Raw genomic sequence first — 25,653 nt, 5'->3', positions numbered from 1 at the left:
GGGACCGGATGCCGCAAGGGCACTGCCGGTCAGCCGTCGGCTCGTACCCGCCATAATGTGTTACTGGAATCGTCAGCGACCAGCAGCGAGCCGTCCGGCAACACCGCGATACCCACCGGCCTTCCATGGACTTCACCCTTGGCGGAGTCGGCGATGAAGCCGGTCAGGAAGTCCTCCATGGGGCCGCTCGGCCTGCCCTCCCTGAACGGCACGAAAACCACCTTGTAGCCAGACAGATCGCTGCGATTCCATGAGCCGTGCTGACCCATGAAGGCACCGCCGCGGTACTTCTGCGGAAATGCCTTCTGGGTGTAGAACGCCAAGCCGAGCGAGGCAGTGTGCGCCCCCAGCGGCACGTCCGGCACTTGTGTCTTCGCCACAAGGTCCGGGCGCTTGCCGGCCATCCGCGGGTCCTCGTGAGCGCCGAAGTAGGCGTAGGGCCAGCCGTAGAAGGCGCCTTCGCGAACCTCGGTGAGGTAATCAGGGACCAGGTCCTCACCTAAGTTGTCGCGCTCGTTCACGGCGGTCCACAGCGTCTGGGTGCCTGGCGCCCAGCCCATACCGACGGGGTTGCGCAGCCCGGACGCGTAGATGCGCTCGCCGCTGCCGTCGGGGTTGATCTCGAGGATGTTGGCGCGGCGCTTCTCTTCCTGCATGCCGTGCTCGGCGAGGTTGCTGGCCGAGCCCACCGAGACGTAGAGCTTGCTGTTGTCGGCATTGGCCAGCAGGTTGCGGGTCCAGTGATTGTTGTAGCCACCGGCGGGCAGGTCGAGGACCTTCTCGCCCTTGCCGTGGATCTTCTGGTCGCCGGTCTGGTACGGGTAACGCCACAGCGAATCGGTGTTGGCGACGTAGAACCAGTTCCCCACCACCTGCATGCCCAGCGGCTGGTTGAGGTTTTCCAGGAAGCTCACGCGCAGCTCCGGCTGGCCGTCGCCATCGCTGTCGCGGAACAGGGTGATGCGGTTGGCGCTACGGCCGAGGTTCTGCGAACCCAGCTTGCCCTCCTGCGCGGCTTCGCCCTTGTCCGCCGCGGACTTCAACTCGGTGTTGGCTTCGGCCACCAGCACGTCGCCGTTCGGCGTGACATAGATCCAGCGCGGGTTGCGCAGCCCGTCGGCGTACTTGCTGACGCTGAAGCCGGCGGGCGCCCTGGGCGTCGCGCCCTCCTTCCAGCCGACAACCTTGCTGTAGTTCTTCACCTTGTGGGCCGGGTCCGGGGCCGGCAGCGTGGCCTGGTTGGCGGCCTGGGCGCTTCCGGCCACGGCGAAGGCGGCGAACAGCAGGGTTCCGTAGCGGATGGAGCGGTCTTCTTGCAGCACGGACATGGGCCGGAATCCTCCAACTGAACGGGCAGGCGTTAAAGGATCGACCGGGGAGCTTTCGGCTAAGTTCAGCCCGCGTCAACGTTCAGCCAGGAAGGATGTAACGCGATTTGAGCGAGCCCGGCGGACACCGCTCCGGAGCGTTTCCTCACCCCAGCGGCACCCGCAACCGCTCCGCCAGCCAGGGCAGCACCGCCTCGCAGGGCAGCTCGACCTTGGCGGTCAGCAGGTCGTCGGCGCGGGTCTTGCCGAGGTTAACCGCGATCAGCGGCTTGCCCTGGCGGACGATTTCGCGGCACAGCCGGAAGCTCGAATAGGTCATCAGCGAGGAACCGATCACCAGCATGCCGGCGGCGCGCTGCACCGCGTCCCAGGCGGCCTGCGCGGTGGCCGGCGCGACGTTGTCGCCGAAGAACACCACGTCCGGCTTGAGCCGGTCGCCGCCGCAGGCGGGGCACAGCGGCGCCCGGAAGTCGGCCAGGTGATCCTCGGCCAGCAGCGTGTCGCCATCCGGCGCCTGCACCGCGTCGACCTCCCGCAGGTGGGGGTTCAACGTTTCCAGCTGCACCTGCACCCGGTCGCGGCGCAGCCGCTCGCCGCAATCCAGACAGACCACCCAGGCCAGGTTGCCGTGCAGCTCGATGAGCTGGCGGTGTCCCGCCGCCTCGTGCAGGCCATCGACATTTTGGGTGATCAGCCCGTCGAGGCGCCCGCCGCGCTCCAGGGCGAACAGCGCGCGGTGCGTGGTATTCGGTTCGGCACGCCGCACCCGCGGCCAGCCGAGCATCGCCCGCGCCCAGTAGCGCCGTCGCCCCGCCGCCGAGGTGACGAATTCCTGGTGCATCATCGGCGCGCTGCCTCGCCGCACGCCCTCCGCGTCGCGGTAGTCGGGAATGCCCGAGGCGACGCTGATCCCGGCGCCGGTGACGACCAGCAACGGGGTTTCGGCGAGCAGCTCGCCGAGCGTGTGCAGCGCTTCATCGTGATGCGGCCGGGCCGCTGGCTGGTCCATGTTCAGGCTGCCGTGCTGCGGGCGATGTCGAGGTCCGCCGCCGACGGCGCCGCTGCCGATGCGCCTTCCTGCAGCGCCACCCAGGCCCGCAGGTTCGGCCCGAGCATGTCCTTGCGCCACATCAGCCAGGTGCTGGAGGTGTCGAACGGCGCCGCCAGGGCATGCACGTCGACACCCTCGCGGCCGGGCATGCTGTCGAGCATCGAGCGCGACATCATCGCCACGCCGCCGCCGGCGATCACACAGGCCAGCATGCTGTGGTAGGACTCGATTTCCATCACCCGGCCCATCGGCGCGCGCGAAGCGGCGTACCAGCCCTCCAGGCGCCGGCGATAGGCGCAACGCGAGCGGAAGGTGTACACCGCCTCCCCCGCCACGTCGCGGGCGCAGCGTACCGGCGCATGGCCGGCGGCGGTGACCAGCACCATCTGTTCCTGCAGCAATTCGATCCCGTCCAGCTCGCTGTAGTCCAGCGGGCCGTCGACCAGCGCGGCGCCGAGACGACCGTCGATCAGACCCTCGACTAGATCGCCGCTGGTCATGGTCTGAACCTGCAGGTTCACCTCGGGATAGGCGCGGTGGTAGCGCGCGAGCATCGCCGGCAGATGGATCGCCGCCGTGCTGTACATCGAGCCGATGACGAAATCGCCGCTGGGCTCACCGCCGCGCAGCGCCGCCTCGGCTTCGGCATGCAGCGCGAACAGGCGTTCGGCGTAGCTCTGCAGGATCTTCCCCGGCCCCGACAGTTGCAGGCGCTGGCGCTCGCGCAGGAAGAGCTCGACGCCCAGCGAATCCTCCAGCTGACGCAGGCGGGTGGAGAGGTTCGAGGGCACGCGGTTCATCCGCAGCGCCGCCTTGGCGATGGAGCCCTCCTCGGCCACCGCCTGGAAAATACGCAATTGACTCAGTTCCATGCACGTCGCTCCAAGACAAACCATTCTCAAATTGTGAACAAGTGATTCTTTATTATTCGTTTTTTATGAAGATGTCAAAGCCCTATGATCGAATCCAGAAACCTGAACTGGAGCCGCACATGCCCCCTCTCGTCCGCATCCTCGCCAGCGTGCTGGCACTCATCGTGGCCATGGGCGTCGGTCGTTTCGCACTCACGCCCCAGCTCCCGCACCTGATCGCCGAAGGCCAGGTCGACCTCACCGGCGCCGGGCTGATCGCCGCCGCCAACTACCTCGGCTATCTGGTCGGCGCGCTCGATGCCCTCTACGCCGCCTCGCCGCGCCGCGCCAGGCAGCGCCTGATCGGCGGGCTCTGGGCCTGCGTCGCCATCACCCTGATGTCGGCCCTCGGCCACGGCCTCTGGGCCCACGCGATCCTGCGTTTCGCTGCCGGCGTTGCCAGCGCCTGGGTGCTGGTGGTGCTCACCTCCGCCGCCAGCCAGCTCGCGGTGCAGGCCGGCAAGGCGCACTGGGGCGGGCTGATCTTCACCGGGCCGAGCATCGGCGTGCTGATCACCGGGCTGGTGGCGCTGGGCATGAACCTGCATGGGCAGAATTCCTCGGCGCTGTGGCTGGCCTACGGCGTCATCGCGCTGGTGCTGGCCGCGATCGCCCAGCCGCTGATACCGATGCCGCAAACCCCGCCGCCGATACCTGCCGGCTCGGACGGCAAGCGCCATCGCGCGCTCTATGCGCTGCTCGGCGCCTACACCCTGGTCGGTGCCGGCTACATCATCCCGGCGACCTTCCTCTCGCAGATGGCCGCCAGCCGCTTCCACGGGCAATGGCAGGCCGACCTGTTCTGGCCGGCCTTCGGCCTGATCGCCACCGTCGGCGTGCTGCTGGTCGCCTTCCGCAAACCCACACCCGGCGGCACCGGGCGCTGGCTGATCGGCGCGCTCTGGCTGCAGGCCGCCGGCGTGCTCGCCTGCCTGTTCCCCGGCATGAGCGGCCTGGCACTGGGCGTGGCATTGTGCGGCGGGCCGTTCCTCGCCGGGATGCTGCTGGTGATGCAGTACGCCCGCGAACTCGACCCGCACGGCCATGCGCGCAACGTCGGCATCCTCACCGCCGGCTTCGCCGTCGGCCAGTTGAGCGGCCCGCTGATCGCGGCGCTCAGCAGCCACTTCAGCGGTGGTCTGCAGGCGGCGCTGGGCGTGGCCTGCGCGGCGATGGTGGTGGCCGGCCTGCTGATGCTGCCGCCGGTGCGCGAGCAGCGCCGACTCGGGCAACTGGCGGCCGAGCGCTAGCTGAACACCGCTGGTGCGCGCGGCGCACCCTACGCCGGCCCGTGCGCCAGGCATTCCGTAGGGCGCGCCTGACGGTGAAAGCCGAGCCACGCACCAGCAAGCAACCGGCGCCACGCATTCCGTAGGGTGCGCCGCGCGCACCGATGACGGTGAAGGCTGACCCGCGCGAAACGCGCTTGCACCAGGACTCAACCCACAGCTAGTGCCTTGCGCCGGTAGGGGAAGACGTCGATCACCTTGCCTTCGCGAATCGCGCTCTGCAGGCTCTTCCAGTAGTCGGCGTCGTACAGGTCGCCGTGCAGCTTGGCGAACAGGCGGCGCTGGGCCAGGTCGACGAACAGGAAGCGCGGAAACTCCTCGGGAAAGACGTCGTGCGGGCCCACCGAATACCAGGGCTCGGCGGACATCTCGTCCTCCGGGTAGCGCGGCGGCGGGATGTGCCGGAAGTTCACCTCGGTGAGGAAGCTGATCTCGTCGTAGTCGTAGAACACCACGCGGCCGTGGCGGGTGACACCGAAGTTCTTCAGCAGCATGTCGCCGGGGAAGATGTTCGCCGCCGCCAGTTGCTTGATCGCCAGCCCGTAATCCTCCAGCGCGTGCAGCACCTGGGCTTCGCTGGCGTTCTCCAGGTAGAGGTTCAGCGGGATCATCCGGCGCTCGGTCCAGCAGTGCCGCACCAGCACGGTGTCGCCCTGCACCTCGACGGTGGACGGCGCAACCTCGAGCAGCTCGGCCAGGCACTCCGGCTCGAACTTGGAGAGCGGGAAGCGGAAGTCGGAGAACTCCTGGGTATCGGCCATCCGCCCCACCCGGTCGACGCTCTTCACCAGGCGATACTTCTCGATCACCGTGGCGTGGTCGACGTTCTTCGACGGCGAGAAGCGGTCCTTGATGATCTTGAACACGGTGTTGAAGCCCGTCAGCGTGAACACGCTCATCACCATGCCGCGCACGCCCGGCGCCATCACGAAGCGGTCGTCGGTGGTCGCCAGGTGGCCGATCAGCGCGCGGTAGAACTCCGACTTGCCGTGCTTGTAGAAGCCGATCGAGGTGTACAGCTCGGCGACGTGCTTGCCCGGCAGGATGCGCTTGAGGAAGCCGACGAACTCCGCCGGGATCGCCACGTCGACCATGAAATAGGTACGGGTGAAGGAGAAGATGATCGAGACCTCCGCCTCGTCGGTGATCAGCACGTCGGCCTGGATGCCGAGCCCTTCGCGGTTGAGCAGCGGGATCACCAGCGGCCATTGCTCGTCGCGGGTGTAGAGGCGCCCGACCAGATAGGCGCCCTTGTTGCGGTAGAGCACCGAAGAGAACAGCTCCACGGTCAGCGCCGGGTCCTTGCATACCCAGTCCGGCAGCGACGCGCGCAGCTGCGCCTCCATGCGTTGCAGATCGCCGGCCGGGTCGGCGTAGGCGACGTCGAAGGCGTAGTCGGCGAACAGTTGGGCGAGCATTTCGTCCAGCTTGCCGTGCGGCCGGTAGGTGCGCGTCTGCACCGCGCGCTCCTGGCCGCGCAGCGACGGGCGCGTGGTGTGGACGAACATGGTGCCGTCGCTGATGCAGTCGTGGCTGAACAGGTTGCAGAAGATCGAGTTGAACCAGGTTTCCGCCAGTTCGTCGTCGAAGCGCAGGTTGATCAGCGCGATGTAAGCGCTCTTCACCAGCGGCCAGGCCTGCACGTCCAGCAGCACCTGCGCATCGAACGCCTGCGGCAGACGTTGCGCCGTTTCGGCGACCTTTTCCTCGTACAACGCGATCCGCGCCGCCGAGGCGCGCTGCGCCTCCTGCCACTGCGCCTGCTCGAAACGCGTGCGGGCGCCGTCGGTGATCTGGCGGAAATGCTCACGGTAATCGTCGAAACCATCGAGGATCGCGCGGGCGATGTCAGCGGCCGGCCATTGCTGCGCCATGGAGGAAGTCCCTGCGGTGAAAGGTAGTGCCGAGCTTAGTCAGTGGCCGGAGGAAGCGAAAGCCGCCGGCGGGCCGGACCGTCCGCCTACCTGGCGAACGGCCCTGCGGGCTGCGTGGGGCCTGGCCGCGAGGACGTTCGCCAGAATCAGAGCGAGCCGAGAAACGCCAGCAGCGCCTGGCGGGCCTCCCGCGGCAGGGCGACGAAGCGCTCGCGTGCCGGCAGCGCCTCGCCGCCGTGCCAGAGGATGGCCTCGCTCAGGCTGCGCGCGGCCATCGTGAAGAAAGCCGGCCGAGGGCGACAACCGCTGCGCCAGGCCGATGCCCCACAACGGCGCGGTGCGCCAGTCGCGGCCGCTGGCCAGGTAATCCGGGCGCTCATCGGCGAGGCCCTCGCCCATGTCGTGCAGCAGCAGGTCGCTGTAGGGAGCGATCGTCAAACCACGCAGGCGCGGGTCCGCGGCCCGTTCGCCGGTGACCAGTTGCGGGCGATGGCAGCCGCCGCAGCCCAGCGCCTGGAACTGCGCCTCGCCCTGGCGCACCACGGCGACATCGAGGTCGCGCCGCGCCGGCACCGCCAGGTAGGCCAGGTACGCCTCGATATCGTCGAGCTGGGCATCGCTCAACTCCGGCTGCCCGCCGTTCGGTGTGCCGGCGCAGGCGGTTTGCGCGGCGCTGCAGTTCTCCCGCGGATGCAGTGTGGAGGTGATGCCCATGTCACCCAGCAGCGCGCCAGCGATCTGCTCACGCAGGCGCGCGACGTTGGCCTTGAGGCCGAAGCGACCGACCTGCGGCGTGTTCGCCTGCGGGCTCCAGACCCGGTTGACCCGGCCCTGCACACCGTCCGCCTGCGGCGCGGCGGCCAGCGCCTCGAGCGTGGCGTCGTCCACCGCATCGAGCAGGCCGAGACCGAACACCGGCGGGCCGACGCGCGGCGAGGTCAGCACGCCGTCCAGCGATCCGTAGGCCAGTTCGTCGAACTCGATACGCGGCTGACGCAGGCTCGCCGTCTCGCCATCGGCGAAGCGAAACGCCGTCTGCGTCCAGACCAGCCGCGCCCTGCCCTCGCCGGGCACGCCCGGTACGCCAGTTTCGTTGAGCTGGTCGCCATAGACCGGATGCGGCAACGGGCCTCCGTGCGCCCCGCGGCCCGGCAGCGACAGCCGCACCAGCATCGAAGCCATGCGTTGGCCCGGCTGCTCCGGCGCCTGGCCGCGTCCGTTCGCCGGGTGGCAGGAGGTGCAGGCCGGGCGGTTGTACAGCGGGCCGAGGCCATCCACCGCCTCGTCACGCGACGGCGCGATCACCCAGACCTGGCGGAACAGGCTGCGTCCACGCAGGAAGGCGGCGCTCCGCTCGGCATCCAGCCCGGCCATCGGCGTGGAAAACGCCTGGCGGCCGGCCTCCTCAACGCCGGTCTGCAACGGCGGTTCGGCATGGGCGGGGCTCGCCAGCACCAGCAGCAGGCCGAAGGTCGTCAGCCGGCGCATCAGGCCAACCGCTGCAGGCTGTCGGCGACCTGCCGATAGCGCTGCTCCGCGAGCGCCGCCCACCCTAGCACGCGCGCATCGGGCTGCATCGTCGCGCCCTCCAGGTTGCGCCGGTAGCCGGCCAGCAGCTGCACATCGGCGGCCTGAGCTTCGTCGATCAGGGGCGCCCCGAGCTGGCCGCGGATGTCGTCGAGGCGCCGGCCGCGTCGGGCTTCCAGCTGGTGCAGTTGCGCCCAGAGCGTCACCAGCCGTTCGTGCTGCGCCACCAGCATCTGCTCGAACAGCGCGGCGATCAGCCCGAGGCGTCCGCTGCCGGCATCGCCGCGATACTCGTAACCGCCGGCCGCCGCGTTGCGGAACGGGTTGTGGTAGGTCGTCGGCAACTGCGCGTAGACCGACTCGCGCACCGGCAGCTTGCGGATGTCCGGGTCCGCGAGCACGCGCTGGCCCGCCTCGGAGAGCACGAAGGACACGAAGGCTTCCGCCGCTTCGCCGTTGCGCGAGGCGGCGGCGATGGCGATCTGGCCGGGATTCAGCCCGCCGTGCGCCGGATAGAGGAACTCCAGCCGGGCGCCGCCGGCGATCGCCGAGGCGACGAAGAAGTCGATGGACAGGCCGATGGCCGCGCGGCCGCCGACCACTTCGTCGCTGATGAAGGTGGAGCCGCGCGGGACCAGGTAGGACAGCCCGGCGATCTCGCTCCACAACGCCCAGCCACGCTGCCAGCCATAAGCCTGCAGGACGATGTCGATCATCGGCGGGGCGAAGCCGACCTGGCTCGGCACCGGCAGGGCGATGCGCCCGGCCAGGCGCGGATCGGCCAGGTCGCTCCAGTCCTTCGGCGGCGCCACGCCGAGACCGGCGAGCGCCTGCGGGTCGACGGCGAACCCGTAGCCGGCGAGTTCGCTGGCGCGATAGGCGCGCTCCGGCCCGAGCAGCGGCAAGGCGCCGATGTGGTCGGCCAGGCCGGCGTCCGCCACCGGCAGCGCGCGCCAGGCGCCCTGCTGGCGCAGCGCCTCGAAGGTCCGCGGCGAGGCCGCCCAGTAGACGTCGACATCGCCCTGGCGCGGCTGCGACAGGTAGCCGATGGCATCGTGCGGCATGCGCCAGAGCAGGTTCAGCCGGTACTGCGGATAGGCACGCTCGAAGGCCTCTTCCATCCGCGCGAGCACGGTTTCCGAATAGCTGGTGAGCACGGTCAGCTCGCGGGGCGCGGCCAGTAGCGGGCGTACCGCGCAGAACAGGCCGAGCTGCGCCATGCCGCCGAGCAGACGCCGGCGGCTGAGGAAGGAGTGAACGGACATGGCGATTTCCTCGATCAGAAGGTCAGGTTGCCTTGCACCAGGTAGGTACGGCCCGGTTCCGGATAGCCCTCGCTGTATTCGTAGTCGCGGTCGAAGACGTTCTGCACGCCGGCCTCCAGCAGCAGGCCACCGTCGAAGCGGTAGCCCAGCTTGCTGTCGATCACCGCGAAGCCATTGGCGACCTGCAGGCCGTCGGTGGAGGTGTAGCGCAGCGAGGCCATGTCGGCGCTCGTCTGCAGGCGCCAGCGGCCGATCTCCCGGCTGAGGCTGGCGAAGGCCTTGTGGCGCGGCGTATCGGTGAGCCGGACGCGGTCGTCGGAGCGGTTGGTGCGATCCAGGTAGAGGTAGTTGAAGGCCATGTCCCAACCGAGAAAGGCGCCGTCCAGGGCCAGCTCCAGGCCGTTCACCCGCGCCTTGTCGACGTTCTGCATCTGCGAGCACGGCGGGCTGGAGCAGGCGCCGGCATCGATGCGCACCGATTGCAGGAGGTCGTCGATGTCACTGCGGAAAAGCGCGGCGTCGAGCTTCCAGGTTTCACCCAGCGCGCGCTGGTAGCCGAGCTCGAAGTGCGTGGCGTGCTCGGACTTGAGGTCCGGGTTGGGGATCGCCGTGCCCATGCGATAGGAGTAGCGGTCCTTGATGGTGGCGAAGCGGCTCTTGCGCGCCACGCTGGCACGCCATTGGGTGGCCTCGTCCTGCTGGAAGAACAGCCCGACCTGGCCGTTGTTGCTGTGGTTCTTGCCGCCCTCCTCGTCGACCATCCCGGTGCTCTTGGCGTAGCTCTGCGCCTCGCGGCCGTCGCGCTGGTCGTGGGACACGCCGACCACCAGGGTCAGCAGCTCGCTCAGCGCGTGGCTGTCCTCCAGCGCCAGCGACTGGGTGCGGTCCTCGAAATGCTGCCAGGGCTCGCCGCCGTCGTGCTCGCGGTGCACGTCCTGCTTGAAGTGGTAGGCCAGGCGCAGCAGGTTCTCGTCGCTCAGGCTCCATTCGTCCTCGACGCTGGCGCCGTTGCTGTAGTCGTCGTACCAGCTGCGGAACGACGAGGCCCGGGTCTGGCTGTCGTAGCGGGCATTGTCGTAGGCGTACAGGCTGTTCTCGTAGGTGTCGTGATAGGCGCGCACCTTCAGCCGGTGGGCGCCGAGGTCGGTGGAGCTGCTGGCGTAGACGCTGGTCTTGTCCCAGGTCGGCCATTGCCAGTAGCGCGTCGAGCTGAGCGTATCGCCGGCATAGGGCGGGTTGCCCTTCTTGCCTTCCTGGCGCTGGTAGCCGACCACGTACTCGTCGCTGTCGTTGGGTGTCAGGCCGACCTTGAGGTTGATCTTGCGGTCGGTGGCATAGCTGTTGTCGCGTCGGCCGCCGTCCTCGAAGGCGTTGGGGCGGTAGTCGTCGGAGAGGCGGAAGTAGTCCTGGTCCAGGTAGGACACCCCGGCCTGCATGTACCAGCTGCCCTGGTTGCTGCCGAGGTTGGCGTAGAGGCGGTTGCCGTTGTTCTCGCCGTCGTCGGTGAAACTTAGGCCGCAGCCGATCTCGCCCTCGAAGGCCTTCACCGGCTTGCGCGTGACCAGGTTGATCGCCCCGCCGAGGGTATTCGGCCCATAGGTCATCGAGCTGAAGCCCTTGGCCACCTCGATGCGCGACAGCTCGAAGGTGGTGAAGCGGCCGAGATCGGCGTAGCCGTCATAGGGCACGTAGACCGGAATGCCGTCGAGGAAGATCGGCACCTGGCGCAGGTCGAAGCCGCGCACGTAGACCATCTGCTCGTTACGCGCGCCGACCCGGCTCAGGTTGACGCCCGGCACCAGGTCCAGCGCCTTGCCCAGCGTCTCGCGGTCGTACTTGCGCATGGCCTCGCTGTCCAGCGTATCGCTGCCGCCCAGGCTGCTCTCGCCCTTGCTGTCGATGACACTGATTTGCCCGAGCTCGAAGACGTTGCTCTCGGTGTCGGCGGCAACGGTGAACGCGCCGGGCGCAAGGCCCAGCGCGGCGGCGGCGAACAGCCCGCCGATGGAGGTATGGCGCATGGATGACTCCCCAGTGAATGACAAACGGAAACGATTTTTCTATATATCTATAGTTACCGTAAAACCGTAAAAGCATATCCTGTGCCATTCCTGAGCGGGCGCTATGCCGCCCGCTAAATCTACCTATATAGCTAATTTAAAACGGTTTTATTTTTTCCTAATAGCGCAGGGAGGCAACCATACGGAGTGCTCGTGTTTTCTATATAACAAGAAATACATAATGTAGGAGAGGCTACAGCGCCGCTGCCGGCCGAACGGCGCCCACGACGAAGCGCGAGCAGTCGCGTCGTCGGGATCGGTAAAGGGAATGGCGGAAAAGAACTCAGTTGACCAGGGCGACGGCCTTGATCTGCGCGTACACCTGGATGCCTCCGCGCAACTCCAGCTCGACCGCGGAACGCCGGGTGATGCGTGAGAGCAGCACCGCGCCGCCGAGGTCGATGCGCACCAGGCTTTGCGCGCTGTCCGGCTCATGGAGCACGTCCAGCACCTGCCCTTGCAGCTGGTTGAGGATGCTGCTGCGCTGCGGCTTCTCCAGCGCCAGGCTGACGTCGCGCGCCTGGATGCCGACGCGCACCCCTCGCCCGGCCGGCAGCTCGGTCAGCGGCAACGCCAGGCGCCCGCCCGGCACCCGCACGTAGCTGAGCAGGAAGGCCTCGTCATGCGCTTCGATTTGCCCTTCCAAGGCGGTTTCCGCCTCGTCCAGATGCGCCAGCGGCAGCTCGGCGCTGGTCAGCACCCGGTTCAGCGGGCCGGCAGCGCGCACCGCGCCGCCTTCCAGATAGAGCATGTGATCGGCCAGACGGGTGACTTCGGCCAGCGAGTGGCTGACGTAGAGCATCGGGATGCCCAGCTCGGCGTGCAGGCGCGCTAGGTACGGCAGCACTTCCTGCTTGCGCCGCTGGTCCAGCGCGGCCAGCGGCTCGTCGAGCAAGAGCAGGCGTGGGCTGGTGGCCAGCGCACGGGCGATGCCGACGCGCTGCCGCTCGCCACCCGACAGGCGCTGCGGCGAGCGCTCGAGCAGATGACCGATGCCGAGCAGCTCCACCGCCTGGTCCAGGGAAATCCGCCGCTCGCTCGCCGGGATGCGGCGCTGGCCGTACTCCAGGTTGCGCCGCACGCTGAGGTGCGGGAACAGGCTGGCCTCCTGGAACACGTAGCCAAGCGGACGTTTGTGCGGTGGCACGAACAGCCCGCGCAACTCGTCCTGCCAGCATTCCCCGGCGACCGTCACCCGCCCGCCGCGCGCCCGCTCCAGCCCGGCGATGCAGCGCAGCAGCGTGGTCTTGCCGGAGCCGGAATGACCGAAGATCGCCGTGACGCCGGAGACCGGCAGGCGCGCCTCGACCCGCAGGCCGAAGTCCACCCAGCCGTGCTGCAGGTCCAGTTCGATGTAGGCGGAGTCGCTCATCTCAGACCATCCGCTGACGGGAGTTGAAAGTGTAGAGCGCCAGCAGCACGAGGAAGCTGAACACCAGCATGCCGCCGGCCAGCCAGTGCGCCTCGGCGTATTCCAGCGCCTCGACGTGATCGTAGATCTGCACGGAAACCACCCGCGTGCGTTCCGGGATGTTGCCGCCGATCATCAGCACCACGCCGAACTCGCCGACGGTGTGGGCGAAGCCGAGGATCGCGGCGGTGATGAAGCCGGGACGCGCCAGCGGCAGCACCACGCTGAAGAAGGTGTCCAGCGGCGAGGCGCGCAGGGTCGCGGCGACTTCCAGCGGGCGCTTGCCGATGGCCTCGAATGCCTGCTGCAACGGCTGCACCACGAAGGGCATCGAATAGAACACCGAGCCGACCACCAGCCCGGCGAAGGTGAACGGCAGCAGGCCGAGGCCGAGCCATTGCGTCAGCGCTCCCAGCGGACCGCGTGGGCCGAGACTGACGAGCAGGTAGAAGCCGAGCACCGAGGGCGGCAGCACCAGCGGCAACGCCACCAGCGCACCGAACAAGCCACGCAGCCGCGAACGCGTGGTCGCCAGCCACCAGGCGATGGGCGTGCCGACGACCATCAGGATCAACGTGGTCAGCCCGGCCAGCTCGATGGTCAGGCGGACAGCGGAAAGATCGACGGCTGAAGGCAAGCGGCGGACTCCTTGGCGCTACTCGGGGAAAAAGACATCCGGCGCAGACAGGCTGCACCGGATCATGCTGCGGAGAAATTTACAGGGTGTAGCCGTAGGAGCGAATGATTGCCGCGGCCTTCTCGCCTTTCAGGTAATCGACCAGCGCCTTGGCGGCCGGGTTGTCCCTGCCCTTGGCGAGGATCTGCGCGTCCTGGCGGATCGGCGAATAGTACTCGGCGGGCACCTGCCAGGCCGAGCCGCTGACCAGCTTGCCGTCTTCGGTGACCTGGGACAGCGCGACGAAGCCCAGCTCGGCGTTCTCGGTGGCGATGAACTGATAGGCCTGGGTGATGTTCTCGCCGGTGACGATGCGGCTTTCGACCTTCTGGGTCAGGCCCAGCTTGTCCAGGGTCTGCATGGCAGCGGCGCCGTAGGGCGCGGCTTTCGGGCTGGCGATCGACAGGTGCTTGAAGTCGCCCCTGGCCAGCACCTGGCCCTTGGCGTCGACGTAGCCGGGTTTGGCCGACCACAGCACCAGCTTGCCGATGGCGTAGGTGAAGCGGCTGCCCTCGACGGCGGCCTTCTCGCTTTCCAGCTTGGCCGGCGTGGCATCGTCGGCCGCGAGGAACACCTCGAACGGCGCGCCGTTGGTGATCTGCGCGTAAAACTTGCCGGTCGCGCCGAAGGTCAGCACGGCCTGGTTGCCGGTGTCCTTCTCGAACTGCTCGGCGATCTTCTTCATCGGCTCGGTGAAGTTGGCGGCAACCGCCACCTGCACCTGCTCGGCGTGGGCAAGGGTCGAGAACAGCGCCAGGGCAACGGCGGCGAACAGGGTCTTACGGGCTTTCATGGTGACGCTCCTTGGGTGGGATCAATCGTAAACGGCGAGGATGACGCTGGAGGCCTTGAACAACGCGCACGCCTGCTGGCCGACGGCGAGACCGAGGGTTTCGCAGCTGCCGTGGGTGACCACCGAGGTGACGCTGCGCCCGGACGGCAGCAGCAGGCTGACCTGGTCGTTCACCGAGCCGGCCTGGATCTCGACGATCTCGCCCCACAACTGGTTGCGCGCGGTGAGCTGCAGTTCGCGGTCGGTGCTGAGCAGCACCGACGAGGACTTGATGAAGGCGAAGACCTCCTTGCCGATCGCCAGGCCGAGGTTTTCCGCGCTGGATTTGGTGATCACCGCGATCAGCTCGCTCTGCGCATCCAGGCGCAAGCGCACTTCGTAATCGACGCCGCCGTCGCGCAGGCCGGTGATCGGCCCAGAGAACTGGTTGCGTGCGCTGGTCTTCATCGAGAGTCGATGCATGAGACTCTGGAACTCCTGAACATCGGCTGCTCCGACTTCCCCCAGGCGCGCGCTGAGCCGGTCGAGCGCGAGCTGGTACTCGATTTCCAGCGCCCGGTACATGGCGACGATGCTGCGCCCGTAGTCGGTGAGCTGGGTGCCGCCGCCCTGGCGTCCGCCGGTGACACGCACCACCAGCGGTTGCGGGGCCATGTTGTTCATCGCATCCACCGCATCCCACGCCGCCTTGTAGGACAGCGGCACGGCTTTCGCCGCCTGGCTGATGGAGCCGAGTTCGCCGATCTGCTCGAGCAGGCGGATACGCGTGTCGGAGAGCGACGTGCCGACCGCGCTCTCCAGTGAAAGCCTGCCGATGAAACGCTGTGGGACGTTGGTCATGGAAAATCCTCTGTATAGACTGGCATATAGCGAGAAGCGTGCCAGATCACCGCGCCGCTATGGTTGCCTCTATATCGAACTGTTTTCTAGAGTCGACACCGGCGGATCGGATTTTTGATCTGGATTATTTATGTAGCGAACAATACAACGTCGTTAACGCGACAAGGGAGAGCAGCATGCAGATAAGTGCGCGCAATCGGCTGTCAGGGAAAGTTCTGCAATGCCATACCGGCGCGGTCAACGCCGAGGTGGAGATCGATCTGGGCGACAACGACCGCCTGGTGGCCATCGTCACCATGGACAGCCTGCGCGAGATGCAGCTGGCCGCCGGCGTCGAGGTGGTCGCCCTGGTGAAGGCGCCCTGGGTGATGCTGATGACCGGCAGCGACGACTTCCAGTTGTCCGCCCGCAATCAACTGACCGGCACCGTGGAGAACATCGAGACCGGCGCGGTGAACGCCGAAGTCACCCTGCGTCTGGCGGGCGGCGCGCAACTCACGGCCATCGTCACCCGCGAAGCCGTGACCGAACTCGGCCTGGCGGCCGGCAAACCCGCTACCGCGCTGATCAAGGCGTCGCACATCATCCTCGGTCGCAAGAAGTCCTGATCGGAACGGGGGCGCCACCCTGGCGCCCCCGGACCACACCGGTCAGCCGGCGCTCTTCGGCTGGCGGAAAACGAACAGCAGCCCCGCCACGATCAGCCCCATTCCCGCCAGACTCAGCGGCGCAAGGCGATTGTCGAACACCAGGTAATCGAGCAACGCGGTCACCGCCGGCACCAGGTAGAACAGGCTGGTGACGTTGACCAGGTTGCCCCGTGCGATCAGCCGGTACAGCAGCAGCGTCGCCAGCACCGAAATCAGCAATCCCATCCACAGCACCGACACCCAGAATTCGACGCCCGCCTCGATCTCGAACGGCTGGAACGGCACGAACGCCGCGCACAGCAGCGTACCCGCCAGGTACTGCAGCGGCAGGCTGCCGAGCGGGTTGTCGTGCATGCGCTTCTGCATGATCGAACCGCCGGTCATGCTCGCCAGCGCCAACAGGCCGCACAGCGTGCCCGCCCATGAGAGGCCGGCCAGGCCGATGCTCTGGTAGACCACCAGCACCAGCCCGAGCAGACCGAGGCACAGGCCGAACAGCCGGCTCGGCGAGAGGCGCTTCTCCAGCAGCACCGCGGTGAGGATCGGCTGGACGCCGAGCAGCGTCGCCATCACGCCGGGCGTCACCTGCAGGTCCAGCGCCAGCAGGTAGAAGATCTGGTAGGCGCCGAGCAGCACCAGCCCGGTCGCCACGGCATATCCGCGTGCCGCCCTGGTGCCCGGCAGGCGCAACGGCAGAGCCCGGGCGAGGATCGTCAGCGCCAGCAAGGCGATGACGAAGCGCACCAAGAGGAAGGCGAACGGCGAGGCATGCGCCAGGCCCCATTTGGAAACGATGGCGCCGCTGCTCCAGAGCAGCACGAAGAGGCTCGTCGACGCGCACGCGACGAGGTTGTTGCGGGTAAAGAACTGCATGTTGCCACCTGTGAAATCGGCAAGGAGGACCACGCCAGCGGCGTGGGAGTGCAGGGAACGGGACGCCGGCGAACCGGCGCGGCTCAGGCCAGTGGCGGCGGCGGAGCCAGGCAGCCCGCGGGCGGGCTCACAGGTGGCGGGGCGAGTGGCGCGGCAACGGCACGGGCACGCGGCGCTACGTTCAGGGCGAACGAAGAGGCAAAGGGGCGGGCCGTGGGCGAAGCAGACATGATCAATCTCGAAACGGGTCGGGAAGAGCCCCGACTATAACCACGAAGCGGCGACGAACGAAAGGCCGGACCCGCAGGGCGGGCCCGGCGCCGGTGCTACTGCTGCAGCTCCTGCTCGCTGAACAGGCCGTCGAACAGCATGCTCGACAGGTAGCGCTCGCCGGAGTCCGGCAGGATCACCACGATCGTCTTGCCCTGCATTTCCGGGTGTTCGGCCAGGCGAACCGCGGCAGCCATCGCCGCGCCGCAGGAAATCCCGCAGAGAATCCCCTCCTCGCGCATCAGGCGCAGGGCCATCGTCTTGGCCTCCTCGTCGCCCACCTGCTCGACACGGTCGACGATGGACAGGTCGAGGTTCTTCGGCACGAAGCCGGCGCCGATGCCCTGGATCTTGTGCGGCGCGGGCTTGATCTCCTCCCCAGCCAGCGCCTGGCTGATCACCGGCGAACCGATCGGCTCCACGGCGACGGAAAGGATCTTCTTGCCCTTGTTCAGCTTGATGAAGCGCGACACGCCGGTGATGGTGCCGCCGGTGCCGACGCCGGCCACCAGCACGTCGATGCTGCCGTCGGTGTCGTTCCAGATTTCCGGGCCGGTGGTCTTCTCATGGATCGCCGGGTTGGCCGGGTTCTCGAACTGCTGCAGCAGCAGGTATTCGCCGGGGTTGGAGGCGGCGATCTCGCTTGCTTTGTCGATCGCGCCCTTCATGCCCTTGGCCGGCTCGGTGAGCACCAGCTCCGCGCCGAGCGCCTTGAGCACCTTGCGCCGCTCCAGGCTCATAGACGCCGGCATGGTCAGGATCAGCTTGTAGCCACGTGCCGCGGCCACGAACGCCAGCCCGATGCCGGTGTTGCCGGAGGTCGGCTCGACGATGGTCATGCCCGGCTTCAGGCGCCCGGATTCCTCGGCATCCCAGACCATGCTCGCGCCGATCCGGCACTTCACCGAATAGGCCGGGTTGCGGCCCTCGATCTTGGCCAGCAGGGTGACGCCTTTCGGCCCCAGGCGATTGATCATCACCAGCGGCGTATTGCCGATGGCCTGTGCGTTGTCAGCGTAGATGCGGCTCATGGAGGTCCCCGCGGCAAGTGGCTTGAGAAAGCGCATAAGCCTATGCCCCATGGGGTTTCTCGTCCAGCGAACTCCCCGGCGCCCAAGGCTGTCCATCGAGCGACGCCACCCGGAAATGGAACCCTCATGAAACGTCGCTACAGCATGCCCCTGTGGATCGCGCTGGCCCTCGTCCTGTTGCTGCTGGTCGCTCACCTGGCCCTGCCCTACGTGGTGCGCGACTACCTGAACGGCAAGCTCGCCGACATGGGCGAATACCGCGGGCAGATCGCCGACGTCGACCTCGCCTGGTGGCGTGGCGCCTACCGCATCAACGGGCTGGTGATCGAGAAGGCCAGCGGCGACGTTCCGGTCCCGTTGCTGGAAGCGCCGCTGATCGACCTCTCGGTGAGCTGGCATTCGCTGTGGTACGACCACGCGGTGGTGGCCCAGGTCATCTTCCAGTCGCCCAAGCTCAACTTCGTCGACAGCGAAGATCCGAAGCAGGACCAGACCGGTGAGGGCGTCGACTGGCGCGACCAATTGGAGCAACTGCTGCCGATCACCCTCAACGAAGTCCGTGTGGTCGACGGGCGCCTGGCGTTCCGCAACTTCCAGTCGCAGCCGCCGGTGGACGTGTTCGCCAGCGAGGTCGACGCCAGCGTCTACAACCTCACCAACACCGCCAGCGCGGATGGCAAGCGCGTCGCCACCTTCAAGGGACACGCCGCGCTGTTCGGCCAGGCGCCGCTCGAGGCGAGCGCGAGCTTCGACCCTTTCACCAATTTCGAGGATTTCCAGCTGCGCCTGCGCATGACCGATCTGGAACTCAAGCGCCTCAACGACTTTTCCCGCGCCTACGGCAAGTTCGACTTCGCCGCCGGCACCGGCGACCTGGTGATCGAGGCCGAGGCGCAGAACGCCCAGCTCAGCGGCTACATCAAGCCGCTGCTGCGCGACGTCGACGTGTTCAACTGGAAGCAGGATGTCGAGAACCGCGAGAAAGGCTTCTTCCAGGGCCTCTGGGAAGCGGTGGTCGGCGGTGGCCAGACGGTGCTGAAGAACCAGAGCAAGGACCAGTTCGCCACCCGCATCGAACTCTCCGGCAGCATGAAGGGCGACAGCCACGTCAACCCATTCCAGGCGTTCGTGGCGATCCTGCGCAACGCCTTCGTGCAGGCCTTCACGCCGCGCTTCGAGCGTGCGCTCAGCGAAGACCGCGAGTGAGGGCCGCTGACCAGGATGCGCGCCGGCCGACCATTCAGTGACTGAATGGCCCGCCTGCGTTCACAGCCCGCTTGCCCGCGCGGTATAGTCGGGGCTTTCCAGACAGCATCGCCGGCCCTGCGTGCGCCCGCGTTTCGAGGATTTTCCGATGAAGTTCGAAGGCACTCCATCCTACGTCGCCACCGACGATCTCAAGCTCGCGGTGAACGCCGCCATCACCCTGCAGCGCCCGCTGCTGGTGAAGGGCGAGCCCGGCACCGGCAAGACCATGCTCGCCGAACAGCTGGCCGAATCCTTCGGCGCCAAGCTCATCACCTGGCACATCAAGTCCACCACCAAGGCGCATCAGGGCCTCTACGAATACGATGCGGTGAGCCGTCTGCGCGACTCGCAGTTGGACCCGGACAAGGTCAACGACATCCGCAACTACATCAAGAAAGGCAAGCTGTGGGAGGCCTTCGAGTCCGAGCAGCGGGTGATCCTGCTGATCGACGAAATCGACAAGGCCGACATCGAGTTCCCCAACGACCTGTTGCAGGAACTCGACAAGATGGAGTTCTACGTTTACGAGACCAACGAGACGATCAAGGCCAAACAGCGCCCGATCATCATCATCACCTCGAACAACGAGAAGGAACTGCCGGACGCCTTCCTGCGCCGCTGCTTCTTCCACTACATCGCCTTCCCGGACCGCAGCACGCTGCAGAAGATCGTCGACGTGCACTACCCGAACATCAAGAAGGACCTAGTGGCCGAAGCGCTCGACGTGTTCTTCGACGTGCGCAAGGTGCCGGGCCTGAAGAAGAAGCCCTCCACCTCCGAGCTGGTCGACTGGCTCAAGCTGCTGATGGCCGACGACATCGGCGAAGCCGTGCTGCGCGAACGCGATCCGACTAAGGCCATCCCGCCCCTGGCCGGCGCGCTGGTGAAGAACGAGCAGGACGTGCAGTTGCTCGAACGCCTCGCTTTCATGAGCCGTCGCGCCAGCCGCTGAGTGGCTTGCCTCCCCTCTCCCGCCTGCGGGGAGAGGAGCCGGAAGAAAGAGCCACGGCGGCGCACTGCCGGTTTTGTAGGGTGGGTTAGCGAAGCGTAACCCACCGACCAGCCGCCAGGCTGGCAAGCACGATGCCGGCGGCATCTTGCGCGCCAGTTTGGCGCAGACCTCACTCGATACAGGGCTCGCGAGCTAGAGCCAGGCAAGGGGAAAGCGAGCTGAACAGCGCAGCGTACTGCAGTACGTGAGCATGGACAGCGAGCTTTCAACGCCGCATGGCCGACGCGCAGCAGCCCGACCAGAACCACACATGAGGGCGCAGCTATGCTGCTTAACCTGTTCAACGAAATGCGCGCGGCCAAGGTGCCGGTTTCGGTGCGCGAGCTGCTCGACCTGATCAACGCGCTGCAGCACAACGTCGTGTTCGCCGACATGGACGAGTTCTATTACCTGTCGCGGGCGATCCTGGTGAAGGACGAGCGCCATTTCGACAAGTTCGACCGTGCCTTCGGCGCCTACTTCAACGGCCTGCAGAACCTCGACCAGCACATCGAGGCGCTGATTCCCGAGGAATGGCTGCGCAAGGAATTCGAGCGCCTGCTGACCGACGAGGAACGCGCGCAGATCCAGTCCCTCGGCGGGCTGGACAAGCTCATCGAGGAGTTCAAGAAACGCCTCGAGGAACAGAAGGAACGCCACGCCGGCGGCAACAAGTGGATCGGCACCGGCGGCACCAGCCCGTTCGGCTCCGGCGGCTTCAACCCCGAAGGCATCCGCGTCGGCGATGCCGGCAAGCGCCAGGGCAAGGCGGCGAAGGTCTGGGACCAGCGCGAGTACAAGAACCTCGACGACAACGTCGAGCTGGGCACGCGCAACATCAAGGTCGCCCTGCGCCGCCTGCGCAAGTTCGCCCGCCAGGGCGCCGCCGAGGAGCTCGACATCGACGGCACCATCGACCACACCGCGAAGGATGCCGGCCTGCTGAACATCCAGATGCGCCCGGAACGCCGCAACACGGTGAAGCTGTTGCTGCTGTTCGACATCGGCGGCTCGATGGATGCCCACGTAAAGGTCTGCGAGGAACTGTTCTCCGCCTGCAAGACCGAGTTCAAGCACCTCGAGTACTTCTACTTCCACAACTTCATCTACGAATCGGTGTGGAAGAACAACTTCCGCCGCACCAGCGAGCGCACCTCGACCCTCGACCTGCTGCACAAGTACGGCGCCGACTACAAGGTGATCTTCATCGGCGACGCGGCCATGGCGCCCTACGAGATCACCCAGGCCGGCGGCAGCGTCGAGCACTGGAACGAGGAAGCCGGCTACGTCTGGATGCAGCGTTTCATGGAGAAATTCAAGAAGCTGGTGTGGATCAACCCCTACCCCAAGGACACCTGGGGCTACACCGCCTCCACCAACATCGTCCGCGAGCTGGTGGAGGACCGGATGTTCCCGCTTACCCTGAGCGGCCTGGAAGAAGGGATGAAGTACCTGTCCAAATAGAAACGAGACAAAAAAAACGGGCCCGAGAGGCCCGTTTTTCATTCAGTGATGAAACTGCAGATCAGCTCGCCAGGCCCGGCGCCGGGCCGAGTTCTGCGCGCAGCTTGCTCAGCGCGGCGTAGGCACGGTCGCGATAGGCCAGCAGCTCGGCGCTCTTCGCCGGGTCGATGTCGAGGAAGCCGTGGCCGGATTTCAGCCCCAGGTTGCCGCCGTCCACCAGCTGGGTCAGGCCGTCCGGCGCGGCGAAGCGCTCGCCGTAGGTGCCGGCGAGGGTCTTGTAGGAGGACGCGTAGACGTCCAGCCCGGCCATGTCGCCGATGGCGAACGGGCCGAACAGCGCCAGGCGGAAGCCGAAGGCGTTGCTCACCACCAGGTCGACCTGTTCCGGCGTCGCCAGCCCTTCCTCGACCACCTTCACCGCCTCCTTGTAGAGGGCGAACTGCAGGCGGTTGGCGACGAAACCGGGGGTATCGGCGACGCGCGCCGGCACTTTGCCCACCGAGCGGATCAGCGCTTCCAGGGTGTCGACGTGCTCGGCCAGGGTGTGCTCGCTGGCGATCAGCTCGACGCCCGGAATGAACGGTGCCGGGTTCATCCAGTGCACGCCGAGGAAGCGCTCCGGGTGGGTGACGAACTTCGCCAGCTCGCCGATCGGCATCGCCGAGGTGTTGGTGCCGATGATCGTGTCCTTGGCGCAGGCGGCGGAAACGCGGCCGAGCACGTCGCGCTTTATCTCCAGCGACTCCGGCACGGCTTCGGTGATGTAGTCCACACCCTCGACCGCCGCTTCGATGGAAGCGGCCGCGCTCAGGCGCGCCTCCAGCAGCGTCGGCGCATCGGCCGGGAACAGTCCGGCCTCGGCGAAGGCCTGGGCCTGCTTGAGCAGGCGCTCGCGCGACTGGCTGGCGACGCTGCCATCGACGTCGCCAAGCACCACGTCCGCGCCGCCGAGCGCCAGCACCTGGGCGATGCCACCGCCCATGTAGCCCGAACCAACGACTGCAATTTTCTTGATGGTCATGCTGCTACTCCTGCGAAAGGTTTGAATTCATCAGGCGAGCGACTCACAACAGGTGGTCGCTGCGATCCTTCAGAGTGGAAAGCGCCACCGCCGCGATGACTCCGCCGAGCGCCAGGTAGGCGGCCACGGCATAGCCGGTACCGAAGGTCACCAGCAGGAAGGAGGCGATCAGCGGAGCGGGACCGCCGGCGATCAGCGACGACATCTGGTAGCCGACCCCGGCGCCGGTGTAGCGCACGTGCACCGGGAACTGCTCGGATATCAACGAGGCCTGGGCGCCGTACTGGATCGCGTGGGGAATCAGCGACAGGGTGATGGCGATGAAGATCCAGGTCTGGTTGCCCGAGTTGAGTACCCAGAAGTACGGGAACGCCATCAGGATCAGCACCACGCAGCCGATGTAGTACATTTTCCGCCGGCCGATGCGGTCGGCCATGTTGGAGAAGATCGGCAGCAGGATCAGGTCGAGCACCGCCGCCGCCAGCGTCCCGAGCAGCACGAAGGTGCGTGACAGCCCGCTGTTCTGCGTCGCGTAGTCGAGGATGAAGGCGGTGAAGATGTAGAACGGCATCTGCTCCGACATGCGCAGGAAGGCGACCTTCACGATCTCGCGCCAGTGGTGCTTGACGACGTAGCCCAGCGGGCTCTTCTCGATCTGGTTGCTCTGCTTCTTGGCGGCGAAAGACGGGGTTTCCTCGATCGCCATCCGCACCACCAGGCCGACGATGACCAGGATGCCCGAGAGCAGGAACGGAATCCGCCAGCCCCACTCGAGGAACTGGTCGCCGGTGAAGTAGCTCGAACCCATCACCGCCGACGTCGACAGGATCAGGCCGATGGACGTGCCCAGCTGCGGCCAGGCGCCGGCGGCGCCGCGCTTCTTCTGGTCGCCCCACTCCAGCGACATCAGCGCCGCCCCGCCCCACTCGCCGCCCACGCCGAAGCCCTGGATCAGGCGCAGCAGGATGAGGATCGCCGGGGCCCAGAGGCCGATGCTGGCGTAGGTGGGCAGCACGCCGATGAGGAAGGTTGCCAGGCCGGTCATCACCAGCGTGACGATCAGCGTGGTCTTGCGCCCGACGCGGTCGCCGAAGTGACCGAACACCGCGGCGCCGATCGGGCGAATGGCGAAGGCGATGGCGAACGAGGCGAAGGACAGCATCAGCGAGACCAGGCGATCGTCGCTGGGGAAGAACAGGTGCGGGAACACCAGCGCCGCCGTGGCGCCGTAGATGTAGTACTCGTACCACTCGATAGTGGTGCCGATCAGGCTGCCGATGGAGGCCCGACGCCGCTGGCGCAGTTGATGCGAATCCGGCTGCATCTGCGGTTCGGCACGAGGGCTGCCGGCGTCGCCGGCGATGCTGCTGTCGAGAGTGGACATGGATCTGGCTCCATTATTGTTATTAGGCTGACAACGAGGGGAGGCCTTCACCTCCGGGCCGATGGCCCGCCGCTCGTGGTCCCGTCTGCATGCTTTGCCGCGATGTTAATATTTTTTATTATTTGTTATTTTTTAACATTGTCAAGACATGTTCGACCACATCCGCTCACCGGGCGACTTTCCGCCACGCTCATCAGGACCTCGAATGAACCCTCCCCGATATGCAGCACCGACGCTCTACCTGATCCGCCACGGCGAGACCGACTGGAACGCCCGGCGCCGCCTGCAAGGCCGCCAGGACATCCCGCTGAACGACACGGGCCGCGCGCAGGCGGCAGCTTCGGGGCTTTGCCTGCGCTGGTTGCTGGCCCAGCCGCAGGCACTGGACTTCGTTGCCAGCCCGCTGCAGCGCACCCGCGAAACCATGCGCATCGTCCGCCAGCGCATCGGCCTGGAAGCGGACGACTACCGCACCGACGAGCGCCTGATGGAAATCGATTTCGGCGACTGGGAAGGCTCCAGCTGGACGGGCATCGCCGCCCGCGAACCCGAGCGCTTCGCCGCGCGACAGGCCGATCCGCTGGGCTTCGCGCCTACTGGCGGGGAGAGTTACCGGAAGGTGTTCGAGCGCGTCGCGGGCTTCCTCGAAACCGTACAGCGGGACACCGTGGTGGTCGCCCATGCCGGCGTGCTGCGCAGCTTCCTGGCGCTGCGCACGGCGACCGATCCGGCATCGGTGCCGGCCATCGAAGTGCCGCAGGACCAGGTACTGATGATTCGCGACGGCGACTTCGCCTGGCTCAGGGCCAGCGCCGCGCTGGACGGGCGCGCCTGAAGCGGGCCCGTCCACTACGGGCGATCAGGCCAGGACCAGCTCGACGCCCAGCTTGCGGATACCGGCCGCGGCGTCCGCCGTCAGGCCGTCGTCGGTGATGATCGGATCGAAGCGGTCCAGCCCGGCGATGCGGTACATACCGAAGGTGCCGTACTTCGAGCTGGTCGCCATCAGGACGATCTGCGAAGCCGAGTCCATCGCCGCCTTCTTCACCTCGATCTTCGGCGCGGAGGGCGTGGTGACGCCGCGCTGCAGGTCCCAGGAACTGGTGGAGATGAAGGCGATATCGGTGGCAATGTTGCGCAGCGTGTCGGCTGCCAGGTTGCCGACCGCGGAACGGTTGGGGTGATCGAGCACGCCACCGGTGTGAATCACGTTCACATGGGTCGCATCGGCCAGGGCGAGGACGATGCCGAAGTCGTTGGTCACCACGGTCATGCCGCTCAGCGCAAGGATGTGCGGCACCAGGCACGCCGTGGTGGTGCCGGCATCCAGGTAGAGCGTCATGTCGGGCCTGAGCAGGCGTGCGGCGTGCTCGGCCATGCGCTGCTTCTGCGCCGGCTCGACGATCGCCTTGCTCTGATGACTCGGTTCGCTGTGCACCTGGCTGGCGATGCGCACCCCGCCCGGCACCGAAAACACCCGCCCTTCCTGCTCCAGCGCGGCGATGTCGCGACGCACCGTCATGTGCGAGCAATTGAAGATTTCGGTGAGCTGATTGACGCTCATGATCTGCTGGCGACGCAGCTGGCGGACGATCATTTCGCGGCGCTGCGACGGAATCATCGGCGCCCCGGCGTCGGCCATTGGCTCAATTTCCTCGGTCATACGGGTCCCTGGGGTCGAATCGCTGGCCGCATG

At 66.9% G+C, this 25,653-nt stretch carries 21 protein-coding genes and 1 pseudogene; 6 read left to right on the top strand and 16 right to left on the bottom strand.

Features of this window, described 5'->3' with window-relative positions; all coding sequences use genetic code 11:
* Nucleotides 1-29: 29 nt before the first annotated feature.
* The 3 genes from QMX85_RS05060 to QMX85_RS05050 form a co-directional block, all read right to left on the bottom strand.
* A complete protein-coding gene (locus tag QMX85_RS05060; RefSeq protein ID WP_282339099.1) occupies nt 30-1,328 on the bottom strand; it encodes a sorbosone dehydrogenase family protein in 1,299 nt (432 codons plus the stop codon).
* A gap of 145 nt (nt 1,329-1,473) precedes the next feature.
* Nucleotides 1,474-2,337 carry an NAD-dependent protein deacetylase gene (locus tag QMX85_RS05055; RefSeq protein WP_282339098.1) on the bottom strand — a complete coding sequence of 288 codons (864 nt, stop codon included), beginning with the start codon at nt 2,335-2,337 and terminating at the stop codon, nt 1,474-1,476.
* Nucleotides 2,338-2,339: 2 nt separating this feature from the next.
* Nucleotides 2,340-3,251 carry a LysR family transcriptional regulator gene (locus QMX85_RS05050; RefSeq protein WP_282339097.1) on the bottom strand — a complete coding sequence of 304 codons (912 nt, stop codon included), beginning with the start codon at nt 3,249-3,251 and terminating at the stop codon, nt 2,340-2,342.
* A gap of 119 nt (nt 3,252-3,370) precedes the next feature.
* Between QMX85_RS05050 and QMX85_RS05045 the strand changes: the two genes are divergently transcribed.
* Nucleotides 3,371-4,540: a YbfB/YjiJ family MFS transporter gene (locus tag QMX85_RS05045; RefSeq protein WP_282339096.1), complete on the top strand. Its 1,170-nt coding sequence runs from the start codon at nt 3,371-3,373 to the stop codon at nt 4,538-4,540.
* A gap of 188 nt (nt 4,541-4,728) precedes the next feature.
* Here QMX85_RS05045 and aceK read toward each other — a convergent pair whose 3' ends face one another.
* The 8 genes and pseudogenes from aceK to QMX85_RS05005 form a co-directional block, all read right to left on the bottom strand.
* Nucleotides 4,729-6,453, bottom strand: a complete 1,725-nt coding sequence (gene aceK, locus QMX85_RS05040) for a bifunctional isocitrate dehydrogenase kinase/phosphatase (RefSeq protein WP_282339095.1) — start codon at nt 6,451-6,453, stop codon at nt 4,729-4,731.
* Nucleotides 6,454-6,599: 146 nt separating this feature from the next.
* Nucleotides 6,600-7,827 (bottom strand): annotated as a pseudogene (locus tag QMX85_RS05035) (di-heme oxidoredictase family protein).
* Nucleotides 7,828-7,940: 113 nt separating this feature from the next.
* Nucleotides 7,941-9,245: an extracellular solute-binding protein gene (locus QMX85_RS05030; RefSeq protein ID WP_282339094.1), complete on the bottom strand. Its 1,305-nt coding sequence runs from the start codon at nt 9,243-9,245 to the stop codon at nt 7,941-7,943.
* 14 nt (nt 9,246-9,259) lie between these two features.
* Nucleotides 9,260-11,266 (bottom strand): TonB-dependent receptor, encoded by a 2,007-nt coding sequence (locus QMX85_RS05025; protein ID WP_282339093.1) that lies wholly within the window; start codon nt 11,264-11,266, stop codon nt 9,260-9,262.
* Nucleotides 11,267-11,588: 322 nt separating this feature from the next.
* The gene (modC, locus tag QMX85_RS05020) at nt 11,589-12,677 is read right to left on the bottom strand and encodes a molybdenum ABC transporter ATP-binding protein (protein WP_282339092.1); all 1,089 of its coding nucleotides are present in this window, start codon (nt 12,675-12,677) and stop codon (nt 11,589-11,591) included.
* A gap of 1 nt (nt 12,678) precedes the next feature.
* On the bottom strand, nt 12,679-13,353 hold the full coding sequence (gene modB / locus QMX85_RS05015; RefSeq protein WP_273231321.1) for a molybdate ABC transporter permease subunit: 675 nt from the start codon (nt 13,351-13,353) through the stop codon (nt 12,679-12,681).
* A 79-nt stretch (nt 13,354-13,432) separates the two neighbouring features.
* Nucleotides 13,433-14,185, bottom strand: coding sequence for a molybdate ABC transporter substrate-binding protein (modA, locus tag QMX85_RS05010; protein ID WP_090227660.1), 753 nt, complete (start codon nt 14,183-14,185; stop codon nt 13,433-13,435).
* A 21-nt stretch (nt 14,186-14,206) separates the two neighbouring features.
* On the bottom strand, nt 14,207-15,025 hold the full coding sequence (locus tag QMX85_RS05005) for a TOBE domain-containing protein (protein WP_090227662.1): 819 nt from the start codon (nt 15,023-15,025) through the stop codon (nt 14,207-14,209).
* A gap of 176 nt (nt 15,026-15,201) precedes the next feature.
* On the opposite strand from QMX85_RS05005, the gene QMX85_RS05000 reads away from it, so the two are divergent.
* Nucleotides 15,202-15,633 carry a TOBE domain-containing protein gene (locus QMX85_RS05000; protein ID WP_282339091.1) on the top strand — a complete coding sequence of 144 codons (432 nt, stop codon included), beginning with the start codon at nt 15,202-15,204 and terminating at the stop codon, nt 15,631-15,633.
* 42 nt (nt 15,634-15,675) lie between these two features.
* On the opposite strand, the gene QMX85_RS04995 is transcribed toward QMX85_RS05000, so the two are convergent.
* Both QMX85_RS04995 and cysK read right to left on the bottom strand, forming a co-directional pair.
* Nucleotides 15,676-16,548 (bottom strand): DMT family transporter, encoded by an 873-nt coding sequence (locus QMX85_RS04995; RefSeq protein WP_282339090.1) that lies wholly within the window; start codon nt 16,546-16,548, stop codon nt 15,676-15,678.
* A gap of 326 nt (nt 16,549-16,874) precedes the next feature.
* Nucleotides 16,875-17,849, bottom strand: a complete 975-nt coding sequence (cysK, locus tag QMX85_RS04990; protein WP_282339089.1) for a cysteine synthase A — start codon at nt 17,847-17,849, stop codon at nt 16,875-16,877.
* A gap of 126 nt (nt 17,850-17,975) precedes the next feature.
* Between cysK and QMX85_RS04985 the strand changes: the two genes are divergently transcribed.
* The 3 genes from QMX85_RS04985 (at nt 17,976) to QMX85_RS04975 (ending at nt 21,552) form a co-directional block, all read left to right on the top strand.
* The gene (locus QMX85_RS04985; RefSeq protein WP_090227670.1) at nt 17,976-19,055 is read left to right on the top strand and encodes a DUF748 domain-containing protein; all 1,080 of its coding nucleotides are present in this window, start codon (nt 17,976-17,978) and stop codon (nt 19,053-19,055) included.
* A gap of 148 nt (nt 19,056-19,203) precedes the next feature.
* Nucleotides 19,204-20,049 (top strand): MoxR family ATPase, encoded by an 846-nt coding sequence (locus QMX85_RS04980; RefSeq protein ID WP_282339088.1) that lies wholly within the window; start codon nt 19,204-19,206, stop codon nt 20,047-20,049.
* Between the two features lie 324 nt (nt 20,050-20,373).
* Complete coding sequence (locus QMX85_RS04975) at nt 20,374-21,552, top strand: VWA domain-containing protein (protein WP_090227675.1); 1,179 nt, start codon at nt 20,374-20,376, stop codon at nt 21,550-21,552.
* A gap of 61 nt (nt 21,553-21,613) precedes the next feature.
* Here QMX85_RS04975 and QMX85_RS04970 read toward each other — a convergent pair whose 3' ends face one another.
* Complete coding sequence (locus QMX85_RS04970) at nt 21,614-22,573, bottom strand: 3-hydroxyacyl-CoA dehydrogenase family protein (protein WP_282339087.1); 960 nt, start codon at nt 22,571-22,573, stop codon at nt 21,614-21,616.
* Between the two features lie 43 nt (nt 22,574-22,616).
* Nucleotides 22,617-23,957: an MFS transporter gene (locus tag QMX85_RS04965; RefSeq protein WP_282339086.1), complete on the bottom strand. Its 1,341-nt coding sequence runs from the start codon at nt 23,955-23,957 to the stop codon at nt 22,617-22,619.
* Nucleotides 23,958-24,162: 205 nt separating this feature from the next.
* Here QMX85_RS04965 and QMX85_RS04960 point away from each other — a divergent pair, with 205 nt between their 5' ends.
* The gene (locus QMX85_RS04960) at nt 24,163-24,792 is read left to right on the top strand and encodes a histidine phosphatase family protein (protein WP_282339085.1); all 630 of its coding nucleotides are present in this window, start codon (nt 24,163-24,165) and stop codon (nt 24,790-24,792) included.
* Between the two features lie 24 nt (nt 24,793-24,816).
* Here QMX85_RS04960 and QMX85_RS04955 read toward each other — a convergent pair whose 3' ends face one another.
* Entirely contained in the window at nt 24,817-25,620 is an 804-nt protein-coding gene (locus QMX85_RS04955; RefSeq protein ID WP_282339084.1) for a DeoR/GlpR family DNA-binding transcription regulator, read from the bottom strand.
* Between the last annotated feature and the right edge of the window lie 33 nt (nt 25,621-25,653).

The organism is Pseudomonas sp. PS02288, assembly GCF_029959715.1.
Taxonomy (GTDB): Bacteria; Pseudomonadota; Gammaproteobacteria; order Pseudomonadales; family Pseudomonadaceae; genus Pseudomonas_O; species Pseudomonas_O kuykendallii.
Note: the sequence above shows the minus strand (reverse complement) of the source record. Positions and strands in the feature narration are given on the sequence as shown.